Annotated in this window: 18 protein-coding genes; 6 read left to right on the top strand and 12 right to left on the bottom strand. The window is 74.7% G+C overall.

The features are described 5' to 3' along the window. Positions 1-19: 19 nt before the first annotated feature. The 9 genes from GXP71_RS05065 to infC all read right to left on the bottom strand — a co-directional run bounded on the left by GXP71_RS05065 (position 20) and on the right by infC (position 12931). Entirely contained in the window at positions 20-247 is a 228-nt protein-coding gene (locus tag GXP71_RS05065) for a hypothetical protein (RefSeq protein WP_162351768.1), read from the bottom strand. Between the two features lie 115 nt (positions 248-362). Beyond that, entirely contained in the window at positions 363-5327 is a 4965-nt protein-coding gene (locus GXP71_RS05060; protein ID WP_162351767.1) for an ExeM/NucH family extracellular endonuclease, read from the bottom strand. Positions 5328-5563: 236 nt separating this feature from the next. Then, positions 5564-8128 carry a phenylalanine--tRNA ligase subunit beta gene (gene pheT, locus GXP71_RS05055; RefSeq protein WP_162351766.1) on the bottom strand — a complete coding sequence of 855 codons (2565 nt, stop codon included), beginning with the start codon at positions 8126-8128 and terminating at the stop codon, positions 5564-5566. Next, positions 8128-9174, bottom strand: a complete 1047-nt coding sequence (gene pheS / locus GXP71_RS05050; RefSeq protein ID WP_162351765.1) for a phenylalanine--tRNA ligase subunit alpha — start codon at positions 9172-9174, stop codon at positions 8128-8130. Before pheS ends, pheT begins: the two co-directional genes overlap by 1 nt. A gap of 384 nt (positions 9175-9558) precedes the next feature. Continuing rightward, a complete protein-coding gene (gene thpR / locus GXP71_RS05045) occupies positions 9559-10206 on the bottom strand; it encodes an RNA 2',3'-cyclic phosphodiesterase (RefSeq protein WP_162351764.1) in 648 nt (215 codons plus the stop codon). Between the two features lie 180 nt (positions 10207-10386). Then, entirely contained in the window at positions 10387-11211 is an 825-nt protein-coding gene (locus tag GXP71_RS05040) for an RNA methyltransferase (protein WP_162351763.1), read from the bottom strand. A gap of 43 nt (positions 11212-11254) precedes the next feature. Next, positions 11255-11638, bottom strand: coding sequence for a 50S ribosomal protein L20 (rplT, locus tag GXP71_RS05035; RefSeq protein WP_124344182.1), 384 nt, complete (start codon positions 11636-11638; stop codon positions 11255-11257). Positions 11639-11702: 64 nt separating this feature from the next. Beyond that, positions 11703-11897, bottom strand: a complete 195-nt coding sequence (gene rpmI / locus GXP71_RS05030; RefSeq protein ID WP_013770804.1) for a 50S ribosomal protein L35 — start codon at positions 11895-11897, stop codon at positions 11703-11705. A 98-nt stretch (positions 11898-11995) separates the two neighbouring features. After that, entirely contained in the window at positions 11996-12931 is a 936-nt protein-coding gene (gene infC / locus GXP71_RS05025) for a translation initiation factor IF-3 (protein WP_238402723.1), read from the bottom strand. A gap of 449 nt (positions 12932-13380) precedes the next feature. On the opposite strand from infC, the gene GXP71_RS05020 reads away from it, so the two are divergent. The 3 genes from GXP71_RS05020 to GXP71_RS05010 all read left to right on the top strand — a co-directional run bounded on the left by GXP71_RS05020 (position 13381) and on the right by GXP71_RS05010 (position 15899). Continuing rightward, a complete protein-coding gene (locus GXP71_RS05020) occupies positions 13381-13809 on the top strand; it encodes a Fur family transcriptional regulator (protein WP_238402630.1) in 429 nt (142 codons plus the stop codon). Positions 13810-13901: 92 nt separating this feature from the next. After that, positions 13902-15404, top strand: coding sequence for a catalase (locus GXP71_RS05015; protein WP_162351761.1), 1503 nt, complete (start codon positions 13902-13904; stop codon positions 15402-15404). Positions 15405-15503: 99 nt separating this feature from the next. Then, a complete protein-coding gene (locus tag GXP71_RS05010; protein WP_238402629.1) occupies positions 15504-15899 on the top strand; it encodes a DUF1844 domain-containing protein in 396 nt (131 codons plus the stop codon). 151 nt (positions 15900-16050) lie between these two features. Here GXP71_RS05010 and GXP71_RS05005 read toward each other — a convergent pair whose 3' ends face one another. Continuing rightward, a complete protein-coding gene (locus GXP71_RS05005; protein ID WP_238402628.1) occupies positions 16051-17385 on the bottom strand; it encodes an MFS transporter in 1335 nt (444 codons plus the stop codon). A 186-nt stretch (positions 17386-17571) separates the two neighbouring features. On the opposite strand from GXP71_RS05005, the gene GXP71_RS20265 reads away from it, so the two are divergent. Genes GXP71_RS20265 through GXP71_RS04990 form a run of 3 tightly spaced genes read left to right on the top strand, consistent with a single transcriptional unit; the run spans position 17572 to position 19593 of the window. Further along, a complete protein-coding gene (locus GXP71_RS20265; RefSeq protein ID WP_238402627.1) occupies positions 17572-18396 on the top strand; it encodes a hypothetical protein in 825 nt (274 codons plus the stop codon). Next, on the top strand, positions 18393-19124 hold the full coding sequence (locus GXP71_RS04995) for a S1C family serine protease (RefSeq protein WP_238402626.1): 732 nt from the start codon (positions 18393-18395) through the stop codon (positions 19122-19124). The genes GXP71_RS20265 and GXP71_RS04995 overlap by 4 nt, the downstream gene beginning before the upstream one ends. Positions 19125-19170: 46 nt before the next feature. Further along, complete coding sequence (locus GXP71_RS04990) at positions 19171-19593, top strand: spore germination protein GerW family protein (protein WP_162351759.1); 423 nt, start codon at positions 19171-19173, stop codon at positions 19591-19593. A 15-nt stretch (positions 19594-19608) separates the two neighbouring features. Here the strand turns inward: GXP71_RS04990 and GXP71_RS04985 are convergent, their stop codons facing one another. Together GXP71_RS04985 and priA are read right to left on the bottom strand one after the other, a co-directional pair. Further along, the gene (locus GXP71_RS04985) at positions 19609-20349 is read right to left on the bottom strand and encodes an SseB family protein (RefSeq protein WP_162354203.1); all 741 of its coding nucleotides are present in this window, start codon (positions 20347-20349) and stop codon (positions 19609-19611) included. 1 nt (position 20350) lies between these two features. Continuing rightward, positions 20351-21091, bottom strand: coding sequence for a bifunctional 1-(5-phosphoribosyl)-5-((5-phosphoribosylamino)methylideneamino)imidazole-4-carboxamide isomerase/phosphoribosylanthranilate isomerase PriA (priA, locus tag GXP71_RS04980; protein ID WP_162351758.1), 741 nt, complete (start codon positions 21089-21091; stop codon positions 20351-20353). Positions 21092-21123: the final 32 nt, after the last annotated feature.

Here is a 21123-nt window from a genome sequence, read left to right as displayed (position 1 = left end):
GCACGGTCGTGCGGACCGGCTACCGGACGGTGCCCCAGGTGGTGCCGCTGCCCGACACGGGGTTGCGGTGCTCGAACCAGACGACGCGGTCGTCGGGGTCGACCCAGCCTGCGACCGCGGGCACCGCGAGAGGGTCGGGAGCCCAGACGCCGCCGGGCGTGTGCCGCAGCTCGGGCGGCTCCCACGGCTGCGGTCCGTGCGTGGCGAGCGGCAGGGGGCGTCGGTCGGTGCGCGACGGATCGGCCATGGGTCCAGCGTGCTCCCGAGGACGGCCCGGGCACAGAGGACGAAAGGCCCGAATGCGACGAAGGCCCGGCCGCCGCCCCTCGCGGGGCGGACGGCCGGGCCTCCGGCGGGCCACGTCAGCGCGTGACGCGCACCGTCACCGGGTCGCTCGTGCTGGGTGCGACGTCCGGGTCGCTGGGCACGAAGGTCGCGGTGTACGTGTGCGTGCCGACGCTCGCGTCGTGCGGCACACGGCCGACCGCGACGCCGAGGACGACGTCGTGCCGGCTCACCACGGTCGCGCCCTCACGGATCTCGACCTTCCCGGACGGGATCCGCAGGTTCTCCTGGACGACGCCCGCGACGAGCAGCGTCGGCAGGAGCGAGCCCTGCTTCTGCGTCGTGCGGGTCGCGTCCAGGCCGGTGTGCGTCTTCACCTGCGTGACCGTGACGGTCACCGGCGCGGACTGCGACGGCGCGACGTCGGCCGTGCCGGCGAACCGGGCGACGACCTGGTAGGTCCCGGCGGGCGTGCTCGCGGGCAGCGTGAACGTCGCCGAGCCCTTCTTCGACAGCGTCTCGGAGCCGAGGACGGTGTCGCCGGCGACAAACTCGACCGTCGCACCCGCCACCGACGCGTCGGACGTGACGGTCGCGGTGAGCTTGACCTTCGACTTGCCGACCACCTGCGTCGTCGGCTTGGCGGTGAGGGTCGTCGTGGACGACGCCCGGCCCTCCTCGACCGTGAGCGGCAGCGTCACCGTGGTGCCGCTGGGGCTCGCGACCAGCGTGAGGACGTGCTCGCCGGCCGGGGTGCTCTCCGGGACGGTCACCGCGACCGTCGCCGCGCCGTTCGTCACCGTCGCCGTGCCGATCGACTGGCCGTCGACGCGCACGTCGAGCGACGTGTTGAGCGGCGAGCCGAGGCTCGTCAGGTCGAGCCCGGTCACGTCGAACGCGAGCTGGCCGCCCGCCTCGACGCTCGTGGGCACGTCGGCCAGACCCACGGCCTGCCGCGCGAAGTCCGGCGACAGGTTCGGGTGCGCCTGCAGGTAGGCGATCCACGCGTCCCGGTCGATGAGACCCGAGTCCGCCGTGTCGGCCCCGTCCTCGAACACCCGGAAGTTGTCGCCGCCCTGCGCGAGGAACGAGAACGTGCCGATGCGGTACTCGCCCGCCGGGTCGAGCGGCTCGCCGTTCACGGTCACCGAGGTGATGTGCGAGCCGAGCGGCGCGTCGGGGTCGTACGTGTAGGTGACGTTCGACGACAGGCCGAGCTGCAGGTACGGACGGCTCGGGACGGTGCCGTCGCGGTTGGTCTGCCACTGCTGCTCGAGCATCGTCTTCACCTGGTCGCCCGTGAGGGTCGTGGTCCAGAGGTTGTTGACGAACGGCAGCACCGCGTTGGCCTCGGCGTAGGTGATGACGCCGTCGGGCGCGGAGAACAGCTCGTTGCGCATGCCGCCCGGGTTGACGACTCCGATGTCGGCGCCACCGCGCTCGGGTGACGCCAGCGTGTCGAGCAGCGAGTCCGCCACCAGGCCGCCGAGCGTCGACTCCTTCGACCGGTCGTCACGGCCGGTGCTGGGCAGCGGGCCCGAGCCGACGTAGACGCCGTTGACGTAGGAGCCGCCCGAGTACGCGGTCGTGATGTCCGCGGTCACCGAGCCGACGGGCTGGTTGCCCACGACGGCCGCGTACGCGAGCGCGTCGGTGACGATCTGGTTGACCGCCGCGACGCGCGGGAACGTGCTGATGAGCGTCGCGTCGGCGTCCGTCGTGCGCGCCACGTTCGTCTGCGTGTGCGCCGTGACCTCGTCGGTCGTCGGGTCGTACGTCAGCACGACCTTGCCGATGAAATCGCCGTACGAGCCGGTCTGGACGATCGGCCGGGTACGGTCCGCGTCGCCGGGGACGGGGCCCTCCCACGCGTACTGCTTGTGGGTGTGGCCGGTGAAGATCGCGTCGACCGCGGCCGACGTGTCCTCGACGATCGCCGCGAAGGCGCCGCCCGCGGCGACCTCCTCCTCGAGCGTCGCCCCGTCGGGCGTGCCGGCACCGGCCCCCTCGTGGTACTCGGCGACGATGACGTCGGCCTCACCGTTGGACGCGTCGCCGTCGGTGAGCTGCGCCGCGACGCGGTTGACGGCCGCGACGGGGTCCCCGAAGTCGAGCGTCGCGATGCCGCCCGGGGTGACGAGCGTCGGGGTCTCCTCGGTGACGGCACCGATGACGCCGACCGTCACGCCGCCCATGTCGAGCAGCGCGTACTCCGGCAGCGCCGGGGTCGTCGTGCCCTTCTCGTAGACGTTCGCGCCGAGGTAGGTGAAGTCGGCCTCGGGGACCACGCGGTCCGTGAGGTCGCTGAACCCGCCGTCGAGCTCGTGGTTGCCGATCGCCGACGCGCGCAGCTCGAGCGCGTTCAGCACGTCGATCGTGGGCTGGTCCTGCTGGACGGCCGACGCGAACAGCGATGCGCCGATGTTGTCGCCCGCGGACAGGAACGCGACCGGGCCGGGGGCCGCCGCACGCTCCTTCTCGACCGTCCCCGCGAACTTCACGGTGTTGGCGTCGATGCGCCCGTGGAAGTCGTTGATGTTGAGGAAGGTCAGGTCGACCGGGCCCGTGTTGTCCCCGGCGGCGAGGCCGACGACGACCGGGTCGTGGTCGGACGAGCGGTACACGTCGTCCGCGTAGAAGAGCGTGCCGTGGTAGTTGTACCGGCTGTACTCCAGCGCGATGGACTCCTCGGCGTTGATCTCCCAGACGTCCGCACCGGTCGTGCGCTCGCGCGCCGCGGCGTTGAGAAGCACGTGGTCGAGAGAGCCGGACAGCCCGGAGAACGTGTACGACCACTGCCCCGGCGCGAGCTGGTCGACCGCGTCGACGTAGCCCGCGTCGTACAGGACCTGCAGCGGGTCCTCGTGCGTGTACGCGTTGAAGTCGCCGACGAGCGCGACGGCCTCGGTGTCGCCCTGGATCGTCGGGACCCAGTCGCGCAGCGTGGTCGCCTGGCGGACGCGCGACTCGTTCGACGCCCCCTGCCCGTCGCCCGTGTCGGCGTCGCCCGGCCACGGACCGGCCGAGCCCTTCGACTTGAGGTGGTTGACGACCACGAGCACGGGCTCGCCGCCCGCGACGGGCGTGAACGCCTGCGCGATGGGCTCACGCGCGTTCGCGAACGCCTGGCCGTCGGCGCTGGCCGTGCCGAGGGCGCGGGCGTCGCCCGTGCGCTCGACGGCCGCCGTGCGGTAGATCAGCGCGTTCGTGATGGTGTCCTGCAGCTCGACCGCCGGCAGGTCCGCCGACGACGGGACGAACGCCCACGTGCCGGCCCCGGCCTCGGCGTTGAGCGCGTCGACCAGGGTGCCGAGCGCCTCGTCCGGGACACCGTCGACGACCGCGGAGTTCTCGATCTCGAGCAGGCCCACGACGTCCGCGTCGAGCGCGTTGATCGCCGCGACGATCTTGTCCTGCTGACGCTGGAGGTCGGCGGGGTCCCACGCGCCGCGCTGGTCGCAGCCCGTGTCGACCGTGACGGGGTCACCGGTGCGGTCGCGGAACGGCACGCACGTCGCACCCTGCGCACCGAGGGTCGTGAAGTAGTTGAGCACGTTGAACGACGCGACCGTGACGTCACCGCCGACCTCCGCGGGCGCGGTGGTGCGGTCGTTCTCGAACGTCACCGGCGCGGTCCCGCCCGCGACGTACTGGCTGGTCGGGTTGAGCTTCCACGCGTTGTTCCGGTAGTCGACGATCACGGGCGCCTGGAACGTCGCGGCCGCGCCGACGCGCACCGGGTGGGTGAGCGAGACGTACGGCGGCGTCTGCGACTGGTTCGCCGCTGACAGGAAGTTGGTGGTGGCGCCGTCGTCGAGCACCACGCCGCGCGCCGCGTTGTCGGCGACGGTGGCCGTCGCCTCGGCGGAGCCCGGCCGCCCGACCTCGGTCGGCTGGAGCAGCGGGGTCGCGCCGGCTGCGAGGCCGACCTCGCCGTACTGGTTCGTCGAGAAGGTGTTCGCGACGGTGAACTCGCCCGTGGGCGCCAGCAGCATCGACTCGATCGCCTCGCGACCCTCGGCCGTCGTGGGCCAGCCCCCGCTGAGCGGGGTGACCGCACCCGGCGTCGCGAGCTTCTCGGCGCCGCCCGCCGCGACCGTGATCTCGGTGAGCCCGTTGAACTCGCTCACGACACCCGTGACCTCGACGTGGTCGCCGATCGCGACCGATCCGACGGTCGCCGACGAGAACACGAAGACCGCGTCGGACGCCGTGCGCGCCGGGTCGAGCCCGCCACCCGTGCCGGCCGTCTGGATGACGTAGCCGTTGAAGCCGCCCGTCGGGTACGCCGCCGTGACGACGCCCGTCGTCGTGACGGTCGCGCCCTGCAGCGGCGACGCGGCACCCGTGCCCTGGATCTCGGCGATCGTGTGCTCGCCGTCCCCGGGGTTGCCCGGGTCGGTGCCGCCGCCACCGGACTTCTCCGGCGTCGGCGTGCCCGCCGTGAAGTCGGCCGCGTTGTTCGCGGTGTTCGTGTGGGTCGCGCTGCGCGACACCGACGTGGTGTTGGACGCGGCGGGCGCCGGACCGGTGCCGGTGAAGTCGGTCGCGGTGCCGTAGCCGACGAGGTCGACCACCGCCGCCTGCGTGCTGCACGGGTTGGCCGCCGCGCCGCAGGTGAGTGCCGTCGCGCTCGACGTCAGCGCGACCTTGCCGTTGGCCGCCCCCATGAGGGTCGTGCCGTCGACGTCGACCTCGAACGCGGCCCCCGTCGCGCCCGAGCCCATGCCGACGAGCAGCCGGTCGCCGGCCGCCACGGTGCCGGACAGCCCTGTGACCTGCCAGGACGTGCCTGTCGCCGAGGCGTACTGCACCGCCCACCCGTCGACGCTGACGGGCGCGGTGGTCGTGTTCACCAGCTCGACGAAGTCCCGGTTGAACGGCGCGCCGGAGTTGCCGCCACCGCCGTACACCTCGTTGATGACCAGTGGCGCGGTGGGTGACGGCGCCGCTGCCGCCTGTGTCGCCGCGGCCAGTGACCCGGCCGCCGCCAGCGCGAGGGCTGCGAGGCCCCCGGTCGCCGACTTCACTCCTGCGTGCACGTCGAGCTCTCCTTCATCGGGGGCACAAGAGATGCCCGCTCGTGACGGGCCACCAGCCACCTTCGCCTTTCCGTCCGATTCACGGCAACTACTCGTCGGTAACCGTTTGGTGAACTCGTCCCACGTCCGACGACTTCGTCCGGGTTCGGCCGGGCGCTCGAACAGCGCTCGGAGACGACGACGGCCCCGCGACCGTGGCAGGTCGCGGGGCCGTCCTTGCTGGTGGGCGCCGGGCGTCAGGCCCGCAGCGTCGCCCCGAACCGGCGCTGCGCCTCGGCGACGACGGCCTCGCGGACCCCCGCCGTCTCCTGCGCCGTCAGCGTCCGGTCGGCCGCGCGCAACCGCAGCGAGAACGCGAGCGACCGCGTGCCGTCCGGCACCTGGCCACCGACGTACACGTCGAACAGCCGCACGTCCTCGACGACGTCCCCCGCGGGTCCCGCTGCCGCGCCGACGCGGACGGCGTCGAGCACGTCGGCCGCGGGCACGTGCGCGGGGACGACGAGCGCGACGTCCTCCTTCGCCAGGGGGAACGACGACACCGGGTGCGCCTGCGTCGGCTCGGCGGGCGCGGCCGCGAGGAGCACGTCCAGGTCGAGCTCGAACGCCGCGGTCCGCGCCGGAAGCCCGTGGGCCGCGACGACGTTCGGGTGCAGCTCGCCCGCGTGCCCGACGAGCGTGCCGTCGGCGAGCGTGATGCGCGCGCAGCGGCCCGGGTGCCACGGCAGGTGCTCGCCGTCCGCGGCCAGCTGGACGTCGACGCCCACGACCTCGGCGACCCGGCGGGCCGCGGCGATCGCGTCGGTGTGGTCGGCGCGACGGCCGCTCCCCCACCACCCGGCAGGCTCCGCCGCGCCCGCGAGCACGCCCGCGACGCGACGCGGCTGCGCGGGGACGGCGGCCTCGATCGCGGCGAGGTCGTCGTCGCTCGGTCGCACCCCACCCGGCAGGCGCGGGGCCGCCGGGGTGTCGGACGCCGGCCGCGTCACGAGCCCGATCTCGAAGACCGCGAGGTCGCTCTGGCCGCGACCGACGTTGCGGCGCGCCGCGTCGAGCAGCGTGACCAGCAGGTTCGTCCGCAGGTACGGGTGCGACTCCGCGAGCGGGTTCACCAGGCGGATCGCGCGTCGGCGGTCGTCGTCCTCCGGCAGCGCGAGCGCGTCGAGCTGCTCGGTCGAGACGAATGGGTACGTCAGCACCTCGACGAAGCCGGCCTCGGCGAGCGCCCGCGCGACCGAGCGGCGGGTGCGCTGGCCGTCGGTCAGGCCGCGTCCCGCGGGGGCGACGGGCAGGGTCGACGGGATCGCGTCGTAGCCGCGCAGACGCGCGACCTCCTCGACGAGGTCCACCGGCACGACCAGGTCGGGCCGCCACGACGGCACCCGCACCGCGAGCGCGTCGTCCCCGGCGTCGGACACCTCGGCGCCGATCTGCGTCAGCACGTCGCGGACCTCGTCCGCCGTGTACGGCACGCCGACGAGGCGACCGGGCAGGTCGAGCGGCAGCGTGATCGTCGGCGGCTCGGTCGTGCGGTCCACGTCGGTGAGCGCCGCGTCCGGGACCCCACCACCGTGCTCGACGAGCAGCTCGACGACCCGGGCGACCGCGACCCGCGGCAGCTGCGGGTCGACGCCGCGCTCGTAGCGCTTGGCGGCCTCGCTCGACAGCTTGTGCCGCCGCGAGGTGCGCGCGACCGTGACCGGGTCCCAGTGCGCGGCCTCGACGAGGACGTCGACCGTGTCCGGCCCGACCTCGCTGTCCCCGCCGCCCATGACCCCGGCGAGCCCGATGATCCGCGCCGCACGCGCCCCCTCGGGGCTGTCCGTGACGAGCAGGTCCTCGGGGTCGAGCGCCCGGTCCACGCCGTCGAGCGTGAGCAGCCGCTCACCCGTGCGGGCGCGCCGCACCACGATCGGCTCGGCGACCTTCGCCAGGTCGTACGCGTGCAGCGGCTGGCCGAGGTCGAGCATGACGTAGTTCGTCGCGTCGACCGCCAGGCCGATCGGACGCATGCCCGCCTGCGTGAGGCGCCGCTGCATCCACTGCGGCGACGGGTCGCTCGCGCGCACCCCGCGGACGACCTGCGCGACGAACCGGTCCGACCCGGGCACGCCGTGGATCGGCGCGTCGTCCTCGAGCTCGACGGCGACGCCGCCGGGCACGGGCTCGCGCTGCTCGGGCGTCGGCAGACCGCGGTCGGTGAACGCCGCACCGGTGGCGTGCGCGTACTCCCGGGCGACCCCGCGCATGGAGAACGCGTACCCGCGGTCGGGCGTCACGTTGATCTCGAGCACCTCGTCGCCGAGACCCAGCAGCTCGCGCGCGTCCGTCCCGACGGGCACGTCGAGGCCGAGCGTCGACAGCACGATGATGCCCGCGTGGTCCTCGCCGAGCCCGAGCTCGCGCGCCGAGCAGATCATGCCGTCCGACACGTGGCCGTACGTCTTGCGCGACGCGATCGGGAACGGCCCGGGCAGCACCGCACCGGGCAGCGCGACGACGACCTTGTCGCCGACGTCGAAGTTGTGCGCGCCGCACACGATCCCGCGCGGAGCACCGCCGGGCTCGTTGTGCTCGGGGCCCACGTCGACGCGGCACCAGTTGATCGTCTTGCCGTTCTTCTGCGGCTCGGGCGTGCGCTCGACGACCTCGCCGACCACCAGCGGGCCCGTCACGGCGGCGGCGTGGATCGCCTCCTCCTCGAGCCCGACGCGCACGAGGTCGGCGGCGAGCTGCTCGGCCGTGAGGCCGGCGGGCAGGTCGACGTGGTCGGCGAGCCACGTCAGGGGAACGCGGGGCATCAGATCTCCGTCCCGAACTGCGTGGAGAAGCGCACGTCGCCCTCCACCATGTCGTGCATGTCGGCGATGCCGTGGCGCAGCATCAGGGTCCGCTCGATGCCCATGCCGAAGGCGAAGCCCGAGTAGGCGTCGGGGTCCACGCCGCACGCCCGCAGGACGTGGGGGTTGACCATGCCGCAGCCGCCCCACTCGATCCAGCCGGGCCCGCCCTTCTTCTGCGGGAACCACAGGTCCATCTCCGCGGACGGCTCGGTGAATGGGAAGAACGACGGCCGCAGACGCGTGCGCGCCTCGGGACCGAAGATCGCCTGCGCGAAGTGGTCCAGCGTGCCCTTGAGGTGCGCCATCGTCAGGCCCTTGTCGACCGCGAGGCCCTCGACCTGGTGGAACACGGGGGTGTGCGTCGCGTCGAGCGCGTCCGTGCGGAACACCTTGCCGGGGCACGCGATGTACACGGGCAGGTCGCGCTCGAGGAGCGTGCGCGCCTGCACCGGCGACGTGTGCGTCCGCAGCACGAGCCCCGACTCCGGCGGGTCGACGAAGAACGTGTCCTGCATCTGCCGCGCGGGGTGGTCCACGCCGAAGTTGAGCGCGTCGAAGTTGAACCACTCCGACTCGAGCTCGGGCCCCTCGGCGATCTCCCAGCCCATCGCGACGAAGATGTCCGCGATGCGCTCCTGCAGCGTCTCCAGCGGGTGCCGCGCACCGCGCGGGCGCCGGTCGACGGGGAGCGTCACGTCGACGGTCTCCTCGACCAGCACGCGCGCGTCGCGCTCCGCCTCGAGCTGCGTCTGCCGCTCCGCGAGCGCCTGCTGCAGCCGCCCGCGGGCACCGCCCAGCACACGGCCGGCGACGCCCTTGTCGGCGGGCGCGAGCCCGCCGATCGCACGGTTCGCGAGCGCGATCGGGCTGTGCTCACCGAGGTGCGCCAGGCGTGCGGACTTGAGCTCGTCGAGGTCGCCGGCCGCGCTGACGGCGGCCAGGGCCGCCTTCACCGCGAGGTCGACGCCCGCCTCGTCGAGCGGGGACAGGGGTGTGTCGGTCATGCGGACCTTCCAGGGGAGAAGCCGGAGCCCGCGTCCGCGCCACGGACGGACGGGCCCTGACCGGGCGCGCGACAGCGCACCGGCCAGCAGGGAAGTCTAGTGGCGCCCGCCCCGGGCCCTCGTGCCCGTCCGCTCGTCGGCGGTCAGGTCACGCGCGCGTCAGCGCAGCCCGAGGACGGGCCGCGGAAATCGGCGACCACCGGCCGCCCGTGCACGCGCTGACATGCCGCCCATCGTGCCACGGCGCCACGCGTCGCCACGACCCCTTCACGCGGTCGACCCCGACGCGCGCGTCCGCGGGGACGAGGGAGCGGTCGCTCGTCACGCCGCGCGGGGGCGCGCTCCGCACGCGCGCCCTCTCCGAGCGACGGACGACGGCCCGCCTCAGGCGAACGCGAAGCGCTCCAGCACGTCGTAGAGCGGTCCGCCCCCGCGCCCGGCACCCGGCACCGACGCGACGAGGCACAGCTCGTCGACGGTCCACGACGGCCCCTCGTACACGGCCAGCGCACGCGCGACCCCGCGCGCGACGTCCTGCTCGGTCAGCGGTGCGTCACCGCCCGGGGCCCCGGGGCCGCGCCCGCGTACCGGGCGGGACGACCCGCGCCGCGGGGGCCGCGCACCCGGCCTGATCCGGGCGATCGTCAAATGCGGCCGCTCGCGGGGACGCCGGTCGGGCACGGCGCCCGCCTCGACGCCTGCGTCGACGCACGCGCCGCTCAGCCGCCGCTGCGCCTCGACGTCACCGCCGACGCCGACCCACATCGTCCGGTGGGAGAACACGCCGGCACCCCGCAACGCCAGGGTGAACGGTGCGCGGTTCCGCGCCGCCGCGGCGAGATCGGCGACCAGGCCGGGCACGGCGCCGTCGGGGAGCTCGCCGTAGAAGGCCGCCGTCAGGTGCCACGTCTCACGGGCGGACCAGCGCACCGCGGTCGACGCCCCGGCCGGACCGCCCCGGACGGTCGCGAGCGCCAGGTCGAGGTGGTCGAGGACGTCGTCGGGCGGCCACACGGCCGCGAACAGTCTCACGGCGCGACCGTGCGGCTCGGGATCGGCTCCGCGGGTGGTGCGACCCGGGGCGTGCGGGCGGACGAGGGCGCTGCAGGAAGCATCGTGACGGCGTTCGTCGGTACGCCGGGACCATCACCAGAGGTCGGGCTGCCCGACCGCGGACGAGCAGAGTAGCGCGGCGCCATGCGCGCGTCCTCGTCAGCGCTGCGCGCGGGCGCTCGCGTACAGGCAGACCGTCGCGGCCGTGGCGAGGTTGAGGGACTCGGCGCGGCCCCGGATCGGGACCCGGACGACGGCGTCGGCCAGCGCGCGGTCCTCGTCGCGCAGGCCCCACGCCTCGTTGCCGAAGACCCACGCGGTCGGCCCCGCGAGGTCCGGCACGCCGTCGGGTGCGGCGCCCGCGACGTCGAGCAGGTCGTCGATGTCGTGCTCACCCGTGCCGTCGGCCGCGAGCACGGTCACGCCGCGCCCGCGGAGCGCCGCGACGGCGGACGTGAGGTCGGCACCCGTCGCGACCGGGAGGTGGAAGAGCGACCCTGCGGTGGAGCGGACCACCTTGGGGTTGTGCAGGTCGACGCTCTCGCGCGTCAGGACGACGGCGTCGGCGCCGGCGGCGTCGGCCGCACGCACCACGGTGCCCGCGTTCCCGGGGTCGCGGACGTGCACGAGCAGCGCCACCAGGCGCGGACGGCTCGCGAGGACGTCGTCCAGGCCGACGTCGACCTGGTCCGCGACCGCGAGGACGCCCTGGGCGTCGGCGCTCATCGCGTCGAGCACCTCGGGCGTGCCGGTCCGGGCGACGATCCCCCGCCCGCCCGCGGCGGACACGATCTCGCCGTACCGCTCCGCGGCCGCGTCAGTGACGTACAGGTCGTGCACGTGCACGTGCTCGGCGCGCACGGCCTCGCGCACGGCCTGCGGTCCCTCGACCAGGAACCGACCCGACCGTGCACGCGCCGGACGCCCGGCCAGCGCCCGCACTGCCTTCACCCGCTCGGCGCGGGGGTTGGTCAGCTCGGGCATCGGCCGGGCGTCCGGGAGGTGCTGTGCTGCTGCGAGGCAGTCGTCACGCAGCCGACGGCGCGTTGACGTCGGCGGGCAGCGCGTCCTTGGCGACCTGCACCAGGGCGTTGAACGCCGCGGCGTCGTTGACCGCGAGGTCCGCGAGGACACGACGGTCGACCTCGACACCCGCGAGCTTGAGGCCCTGGATGAGGCGGTTGTACGTCAGGCCCTGCTCGCGCGACGCTGCGTTGATGCGCTGGATCCACAGCTTGCGGAAGTCCTGCTTGCGGACCTTGCGGTCGCGGTAGGCGTAGACGAGGGAGTGGGTGACCTGCTCCTTCGCCTTGCGGTAGAGGCGCGAGCGCTGCCCGCGGTAGCCGCTGGCGCGCTCGAGAGTTGCCCGGCGCTTCTTCTGGGCGTTGACCGCCCGCTTCACGCGTGCCACGTGATGCTCCTTGCTTGTCTAGGGCTCGAGTGCCCCGGGATCGCTCGTCGCGACCCCGGACGGGTCACTTGCCGAGCAGCTTCTTGATCTTCGGGGTGTCAGCGGCGGAGACGACGACGTCGCCGGCGATGCGGCGGGTGCGACGGCTCGACTTGTGCTCGAGGAGGTGACGGCCGTTGGCCTGCTCACGCATGACCTTGCCGCTGCCGGTGATCCGGAAGCGCTTCTTGGCACCGGAGTGCGTCTTGTTCTTCGGCATGGCTGCCGTGTCTCCTTGTCCATCTCATCGCGCGCGGATCGTGCGCGACTCGTCGTCGTGCGGCCCGGCGGGGAACCGGGCCGGCGTGATCAGGTCGGTCAGCCGGACTGACCCGGGGCCTGCGGCCGGGGCCGCGGGGCCGGGCGAGGTGCCGGCGGCTTGGGGGTGGCCGACGCGGGCGCCGGCCGGGGTGCGGCCGGTCGCGCCGCGGGAGCGGGTGCCGCCTGCGCCGTCCGGGCGGGCGCCGCCCGCGGGGCCGGCGGACGCGGGGACGCCGGACGCGGTGCGGCCGGACGCGACGCCTCGGCTGCGTCGGCCGCGGGAGCGGCCGGAGCAGCAGCGGCTGCCGGAGCGGCCGCCGCCGGAGCGGGCGCTGCCGCTGCCGGGGCAGGCGCGGCGACGGCCGGAGCAGGCGCCGACGGGGCGGTCGCCGCGGGCGCGACGGGAGCCTCGGTGCGGACCGGCACGGCAGTGGGAGCCTCGGGCGCCGCGGCGGAAGCCTCGGGCTCGGTCTCCTCCGCGGCACGGGCCGCGGCCTGCGCGGCACGACGCTGCTCCAGCTTCTGGTCGGCCTTCTTCTTGGTCGGGCCGAGCACCATGATCATGTTGCGCCCGTCCTGCTTCGGCGAGCTCTCGACGAAGCCGAGCTCGGCCACGTCCTCGGCGAGGCGCTGCAGCAGGCGGATGCCCATCTCCGGGCGCGACTGCTCGCGACCGCGGAACATGATCATGACCTTGACCTTGTCCCCCGCCTTGAGGAACCGCTCGACGTGGCCCTTCTTGGTGCCGTAGTCGTGCGGGTCGATCTTCAGGCGGAAGCGGATCTCCTTGAGGACCGTGTTGGTCTGGTTGCGCCGGGCCTCGCGGGCCTTCATGTCTGCTTCGTACTTGAACTTGCCGTAGTCCATGATCTTGCAGACGGGCGGGCGGGCGTCCGGGGCGACCTCGACGAGGTCGAGGTCGGCGTCCTGGGCCAGGCGCAGTGCGTCTTCCACGCGGACGATGCCGACCTGCTCGCCGTTGGGGCCGACCAGGCGGACCTCGGCGACGCGGATCCGATCGTTGATGCGGGGCTCGCTGATGTGTGCTCCTCAGGTTCGTCGTGGCGGACCGTCAGGAACGAGGAAGGCCCCCGTCCTGAGCACAGGAGGAGGCCTCGTACAGCTCCGCCCCGCGCACGACCGGCCGGTCGCCGCGAGTCGCGCCGACGGCGTGGCCGTCGACGTGCGGACTGGTGACCCGGTCCCTGTCGCCGGTCGAGCCGGTCGGTCGAGACCCAGGTGGGAGGTTCTCCACTTGTGCCCCTGGACCGCCGGTCGCCGTCCCGTGAGGGTCGAGTCGCGCGCGGTCGCAGGTCAGTCGTGGACAAGGTTACCAGACGGCCGCGCACCCTCTGTCCGAGGGGCGCCCGCCGCCGGGTCCACATGACATGGAACCGTTCCAATACTTGAATCATTCCAGTTTCGATGGTTGGGTGGAGGACGTGGACGACACCGCACTCCTGCGCGACCACGGCCTGCGGGTCACCAGCCCGCGACTGGCCGTGCTCGACGCGCTCCGCCGCACCCCGCACGCCGACGCGGACACCGTGCTCCGCGTCGTGCGCGCCGGCGTGCCGTCGGTGTCGGTGCAGGCTGTCTACGACGTGCTCGGCGCGCTCACGGCCGCCGGGCTGCTGCGGCGCATCGAGCCCGCGGGCCACCCGGCCCGCTACGAGCGGCGCGTCGGCGACAACCACCACCACGTCGTCTGCCGGGGCTGCGGCGCCGTCGACGACGTCGACTGCGTCACCGGCCACGCCCCCTGCCTGATCCCCTCCTCCACGTCCGGCTTCGCGGTCGAGACGGCGGAGGTCACGTTCTGGGGCCTGTGCCCCACCTGCGCGGCGGCCGCGGCCGCCGTCGACGACTGACCGGCCGCCCGGCGACCGCCGAGCACGCCGGCCCTGACGGGCACCCGGTACCCGGGTCGCGCGTCGCACCACCCACCCTGGAGAGGACACCCATGTCTCACGTGCCCCCGACGACGACGAACAGCGGCGCCCCCGTCGCCTCCGACGCGCACTCGCTCGCCGTCGGCGCCGACGGCCCGATCGTCCTGCACGACCACTACCTCGTCGAGAAGCTCGCGCAGTTCAACCGCGAGCGCGTGCCCGAGCGCGTGGTCCACGCCAAGGGCGGCGGCGCGTTCGGCACGTTCACGACGACGGGCGACGTGTCCGCCTACACGCGCGCCGCGCTGTTCCAGCCGGGCATGCAGACCGACGTGCTCGCGCGCTTCTCGTCGGTCGCCGGCGAGAACGGCTCGCCCGACACGTGGCGCGACCCCCGCGGGTTCGCGCTGAAGTTCTACACGTCCGAGGGCAACTACGACCTCGTCGGCAACAACACCCCGGTCTTCTTCATCCGTGACGGGATCAAGTTCCCCGACTTCATCCGCTCGCAGAAGCGCCTCCCGGGCTCGCACCTGCGCGACAACGACATGCAGTGGGACTTCTGGACGCTGTCGCCCGAGTCCGCGCACCAGGTCACGTGGCTCATGGGCGACCGCGGTCTGCCGTCGTCGTGGCGCCACATGGACGGCTTCGGCTCGCACACCTACCAGTGGGTCAACGCCGCGGGCGAGCGGTTCTGGGTCAAGTACCACTTCAAGACCCAGCAGGGCATCGACAACCTCACGGCCGACGAGGCCGCGCAGCTCGCCGGGTCCGACGCCGACCACCACATCCGCGACCTGTTCGGCCACATCGAGGCCGGCGACTTCCCGCGCTGGACGATGTCGGTGCAGGTCATGCCGTACGAGGACGCCACGACGTACCGCTTCAACCCGTTCGACCTCACGAAGGTGTGGCCGCACGCCGACTACCCGCTGATCGAGGTCGGCGTCATGGAGCTCAACCGGAACCCCGAGAACTACTTCGCGCAGATCGAGCAGGCGACGTTCGCGCCGTCGAACTTCGTCCCCGGCATCGGCGCCAGCCCCGACAAGATGCTGCTCGCGCGGATCTTCTCCTACGCCGACGCGCACCGGTACCGCGTGGGCACCAACCACGCGCAGCTCCCGGTCAACGCGCCCCACGCCGACGTGCACTCGTACTCGAAGGACGGCGCCGCGCGCATCGCCTTCGCGGCCCCCGACGTCCCCGTCTACGCCCCGAACTCGGCGGGCGGCCCCGCGGCCGACCCGGCGCGTGCGGGCGAGTCCGGCGGGTGGGAGTCCGACGGCGCGATGGTCCGCGCCGCCGCGACGCTGCACGCCGAGGACGACGACTTCGGCCAGGCGGGCACGCTCTACCGCGAGGTCTTCGACGACGCGGCGCGCGCCCGGTTCCTCGAGACGATCACGGGGCACGTGGGTGGCGTGCGCCGCGACGACATCCGCGAGCGGGCCATCCAGTACTGGACGCAGGTCGACGCCGGTCTGGGGGCGCAGCTGCGCGCCGCGCTGACCGGCTCCGCTCCCCTGGAGACCGGCGAGCCCGCGACGGCGAGCGTCCCGGTCGCCTGACCCGCACGACCCCGCACGACGAGGCCCCGTCCCGCCGACCCCGGCACGACGGGGCCTCGTCGCGTCGGCGCGTGCGCGGGCGATGAGAGGATCGGGCCCATGACCGACTCCCCCACGTCCGACGCCCCCGACACCGCCGAGCCGACCGACGGCTCGGTGACCGGCGCGACCCGCGACATCGCGGACGTCGCCGCCGTCGAGGTCATCACGACCGCCGCCGTGCACCTCATGAGCGCCGCCGCCGTGAAGTGCGGGCTCGCGGAGGACGGCCCGGACGGAGCGGGCGCCGCGTACCTGGACCTCGACGAGGCACGCAAGCTCATCACCGCGCTCGCGGCGCTCGTCACGGCGTCCGCCCCGGACATCGGCAACCAGCACGCGCGGTCGCTGCGCGACGGGCTCCGCACCCTCCAGCTCGCGTTCCGTGAGGCGTCCGTCATCCCCGACGCCCCCGGCGAGGGCCCCGGCGAGAAGTTCACCGGCTCCGTCGTCTGACGCCCGGAGGCGTCGCCGCCCCGACGGGACGCCCCTGCGGGCGCCGCCGGCGCGACGCGCGCCGTCCGACGTTCGGCGCCGCCGGCGCGAGAGGCGTCAGACGCCCCTGGCCCGGGCTCCGGGAGGGGCGTCAGGCGCCCCGAGAGTGGCGTCAGACGCCCGCGGGGTCCTTCGCGGCCGCGCCCTCGGTGGCGAGCGGCTCGCGCGGCGTGACCACCGTCGGCTCGTCGGAGGCGACCGGCGCGAGTCCGCGCGTGGTCTCGTCGGCGGGCGCGGGAGCAGCGTCGTCGTGCGGCGCCGCACCCCCCGGTCCGCCGCGCCGTGCGGACGTGACCCGCAGGACCACGAGGCCGCCGACCGCGACGGCGCCCCCGACGGCGGCCGCGGTGAGGAAGCCGTGACCCGGCGTGCCGCGGTCGATCACCCAGCCGCACAGGGGCGCGCCGAGCGCGTTGCCGACGGTCGACATCGTCCCGCTCCAGCCCATGACCTCGCCGCGCCGGTGCTCGGGCACGAGCCGCACGAGCGTCGCGTTGATCGACGACAGCGCCGGCGCGCACGGCAGGCCCGCGAGCACGACCGCGAGCGCGAGCCACACCGGGACGGGCGCGAAGGCCGCCGGCACGGTCGCGAGCGCGAGGATCGCGACGAGGGCGAGCGGTGACGGCGACCGGTGCCGGGCGCCGTGCACGAGGCCGCCGACCACGGAGCCGCCCGCCCAGAGCGCGATCATCCAGCCGACGTCGGACGCGCGGCCCTCGTCGTTGAGCGCGGCCACGAGCGACACGTCGGTGCCGACCAGCACGAACGACGCCGCGAGCGCGGCGAGCAGCACGACGACGAGGTCGGGTCCGAGCACGCGCGCCCGCGCGCCCTCGACGACCGTCGCGGCGTCGGCCGGGGTCGCCGAGCGCGTCGGCGGGTTGGCCCAGAACAGCAGGACGCCGGCCAGCACCGTCGTGCTGCCGACCACGGTGAGGGCCACGGACGTCGACACCTGGGTCGCGAGCACCACGCCGAGGACCGGCGCGAGCATGAAGGTCACCTCGACGGCGACCGAGTCGAGCGCGAACGCGGACCGCTGCTGGGCGAGCGGCACCATGACGGACAGCGACTGGCGCGTCACCGAGAACACGGGCACGAGGAACAGCCCGGCGACCACGGCCGCGGCCACGAGCGCCTCGTAGGAGAGGTGCGGTGCGACGACCCAGACGGCCGACTCGACCACGATGGACGGCGCGATCGCGCGGCGCAGGCCCAGCCGGTCGACGAGCCGCCCGCGCCACGGCGCGCCGACGGCCATGCCGACCGTCATCGCGCCCGCGACGAGTCCCGCCTGGGCGTAGCCGCGGTCGAGCGCCGTCACGACGTGCAGCGTGAGGACGACGCCGGTCATGGCGTGCGGGATGCGGGCGACGAACGACACGGCGAACAGCCGCCCCACCCCCGGGAGACGCAGCAGCGCGCCGTAGGGGAAGCGGGACATGGCGACCATTGTCGCCCGGGGCGAACGGTCCTCCGACCGATTTCCCCGGCCCGCAGGCCGGGTGTGACGCGGCTCGCGCCCGACGGCGACCGGCATCGGGACGGACCGGGCGATCCCCCGGACCGGCTCGCGGCCTCACCCGCCACGGTCGACCCCGGGGCCGTCGGGCGCTCGTATCCTGGGGCGATGCCGACCGACAACGCCCCCGCCGGCTGGCCCGAGACCCCGCGACCCGGGACACCCGCACCGGGTTCGCCCGCGAGCGCTCCCGTCCCGCCGGCGACGCACGCGCCGACGGCACCCCTGCCGCCCGTGCCCGGCGCCGTGCCGCCCGCACCGGGCTCCCGGCCCGCACCCGCGACCGCCGCCGCACCTGGCACCACCGGTGCACCGGTCGCCACCGCGGCACCGGCACCGACACCCGGGCCGTGGGTGCCGGCGGGCCCGCCCGTCGTCCCGCCCGCCGGTGGCGTCGACCGCGCCGGCGGACCGAGGACGCCACGCCGCCGGGGCACGACCGTCCTCGCGGTCGCGCTCGTCGCGGTCGTCGTCGTGGCCGCGCTCCTGACCGTCTACCTGATCCGCACCACGAGCGCGTGGCAGCGGTCGTCGGCGCAGTGGGAGGACCTCGCGCGCACGCACGGCACGGCGCTGGCCCAGGCGCAGACGGACCTCGAGGCCGCGCAGGCCGAGCTCACGGACACGCAGACGCAGCTCGCTGCCGCGCAGCAGCGCATCACGGAGCTCGCCGACGAGAAGGCACGGCTCGGCGACACGAGCGCGTCGCAGCAGCAGCTCGCCGACTACCAGGCGCGCGTGTCGCAGGCCGCGGGACAGGTCGCGACCGCGCTCGCGAACTGCATCGACGGCCAGCAGCGCCTCATCGGCTACCTCCGCGAGTCCGACCAGTACGACCCGTCCGACCTGCAGCGGTTCGCGACCGACGTGGACCGCGTGTGCGGGGCCGCGACCGACGCCAACGCCTCCCTCCAGCGCGAGCTCGACCGGTGACGCGACCCCGCCTGCGGCCGCTCGCCGGGCTCGCGCTCCTGGTGTGCCTGACCGGCTGCGCCGTCCTGCCCGCGATGCCCGCACCGGTGCCGTCGAGCGTCATCCCGAGCCGCGCCCCGGCGCCGGCGCCCACGTCGTCCGGCAACCTCTCGCCCGACGGCTTCGACTCGGCGCAGCGCATGGCGGTCCGGATCCGGAACATCGGGTGCGGCTCGGTCTCGACGGGCTCCGGCTTCGCGATCGACGCGAACACGCTCGTCACGAACCGGCACGTCGTCGCCGACTCCTCCGCGCTGCAGCTCAGCACGTACGACGGGCGCGACGTCGGCGCGACCGCCGCGAGCACCGCGGGTCTCGCGGACCTCGCGATCGTCCGGACGGCCGAGCCGCTGCCCGCCGCACCCGAGCTCGCGGACGCCGACCCCGCACCCGGGGACGCCGTGACCGTCGTCGGCTACCCGCTCGGGCAGCGGCTCACGATCACGACGGGCGCCGTGCTCGGCGCGACGACCGACCCGCTCAACGTCAACCTCGGCGAGGTCCTCGTGACCGACGCACCCGTCGAGCCGGGGAGCTCGGGTTCCGCCGTGCTCGACACCGACGGACGCGTCGTCGGGGTCGTGTACGCGAAGGACGCCGAGGGGCACAGCTTCGTGGTGCCCGTGAGCACCCTGCGCGCCATGCTGGACGACGAGTCCGCCTTCACGGACGCACCCACCTGCACCTGAACCGCTCGACCTGCTCCTGACCGACCGAGAACGCACGGAGGAACGCATGTCCGACGCACCTCGTTTCGACCCGACGCAGCTCGCCGGCGCCGCCAACGACAACCTCACGGTCCGCCGCGTGTTCGGGGACGCGTACGAGAAGGACGGCACGCTCGTCATCCCCGTCGCCCGGGTGTCGGGCGCGGTCGGTCTCGGGTCCGGGGACGGCGAGGGCGACCTGCCGTCGGCGCCGTCGTTCGGCCGGCGCACGGGCGACCCCGAGCCGCACCACGGGCACGGCGGCGGGCACGGCGGGGGCGGCGGCTACGCCGCGCACGTGAAGGCGGTCGGCGTGTTCGTCGTCGACGAGTCCGGGGTGCAGTGGCGGCCCACGCTCGACCTCAACCGGGTGATCCTCGGCGGGCAGCTGGTCGCCGCGACCGCGGTCACGGTGTTCGCGTTCGCCTGGGCGCTGCGCCGCCGGCACTGACGCCGCGCGCCCGGGTCAGCGGGCGGCGCGCACGCGCAGCTCGAGCGAGTCGACGCGCGACGTCACGGTCTCGTCGGCCGCCAGCGCGGCGTTCACCTGCGCCAGCGCTGCGTCGAGACGCGCCCGGTCCAGCCCGGGGACGAGGCCCAGGACGACGGCCACCTCCGCGCGTTTCCCCGGCTCCGTGCTCGACTCGACGACGTCGCGCACGGTCGCGAGCGCGTGCCGGACCGCCTCGGCGACGTCGCGGTCGACCGTCCCGCCGACCACGGCGGGCCGCCACGCCTGCCCCTGGGCCAGCGCCCACACGGCCGTCCGCGGCAGCAGCACGGTGACCGGCCCGCCGGCGTCCACGACGAGGACCTCCCAGCCCTCGTCGACCGCGGACAGCGCCGCGCGCGCCGCGTCGGTCGGCACGGGCCGGGCGTCGGCACGCCACGCCGTCATCGCCGCGACGCTCGTGAAGACCGGCAGCGCCGTGCGACCGTCGGGCGTGCGCAGCGCGACGATCCCCGCGGACGCCTCCTTGTCGACCGTGTGCGCGTGCCCGTCGTGCACGACGACGTCGGCCGCCTCGAGCTCGGCGAGCACGGGCACCAGCACGCGCGTGCCGGCGAGCGCGTCGACCACGCCCGCGACCGTGCCGTCGCCCCGTCCGTAGGCGGACACCGCCGCGGCGACGCGGGGGTCGGCGGACCCGTCGTCGCCGGCGAACGGCGACGACGGCGGCAGCGCGCGACCCGTGCTCACGACCAGGTCAGGGCCGGCCGGCGACGTCGAGCGCCTGCGGCAGCGTGAACGCCCCCGCGTACAGCGCCTTGCCGACGATCGCGCCCTCGACGCCCACGGGGACGAGCTCGCGCAGCACGCGCAGGTCCTCGAGGCTCGACACGCCGCCGGACGCGACCACCGGGGCGTCGGTGCGCGCGCACACCTCGCGGAGCAGGTCGACGTTCGGGCCGCGCAGCGTGCCGTCCTTCGTCACGTCGGTGACCACGTAGCGGGAGCAGCCGGCCGTGTCGAGGCGCTCGAGCACCTCCCACAGGTCACCGCCCTCCTGCGTCCAACCACGGGCCGCGAGCGTCGTGCCCCGCACGTCGAGGCCCACCGCGATCTGGTCGCCGTGCTCGGCGATGACGCGCGCGGTCCACTCCGGGTCCTCGAGCGCGGCCGTGCCGAGGTTGACGCGCGTCGCGCCGGTGCCGAGCGCGCGGGCGAGCGACGCGTCGTCGCGGATCCCGCCCGACAGCTCGATCTTCACGCCCTTGCCCGCCAGGTGCTGCGTGACGTCGGCGAGCAGGTCCGCGTTGGAGCCGCGCCCGAACGCCGCGTCGAGGTCGACGAGGTGGATCCACTCGGCCCCGCCGGCGTGCCAGTCGAGCGCCGCGGCGAGCGGGTCGCCGTAGCCGGTCTCGGAGCCGGCCTCCCCCTGGACGAGGCGGACGGCCTGGCCGTCGGCGACGTCGACGGCGGGCAGCAGCTCGAGGCGGTCGGTCATGGGTGTCCTCCGGGAGGTGGTGCGGTGGTGAG

This window comes from Cellulomonas sp. H30R-01 (genome assembly GCF_010119915.1).
Lineage (GTDB): Bacteria > Actinomycetota > Actinomycetes > Actinomycetales > Cellulomonadaceae > Cellulomonas > Cellulomonas algicola.
This window is presented reverse-complemented; position numbering and strand designations above follow the sequence as displayed.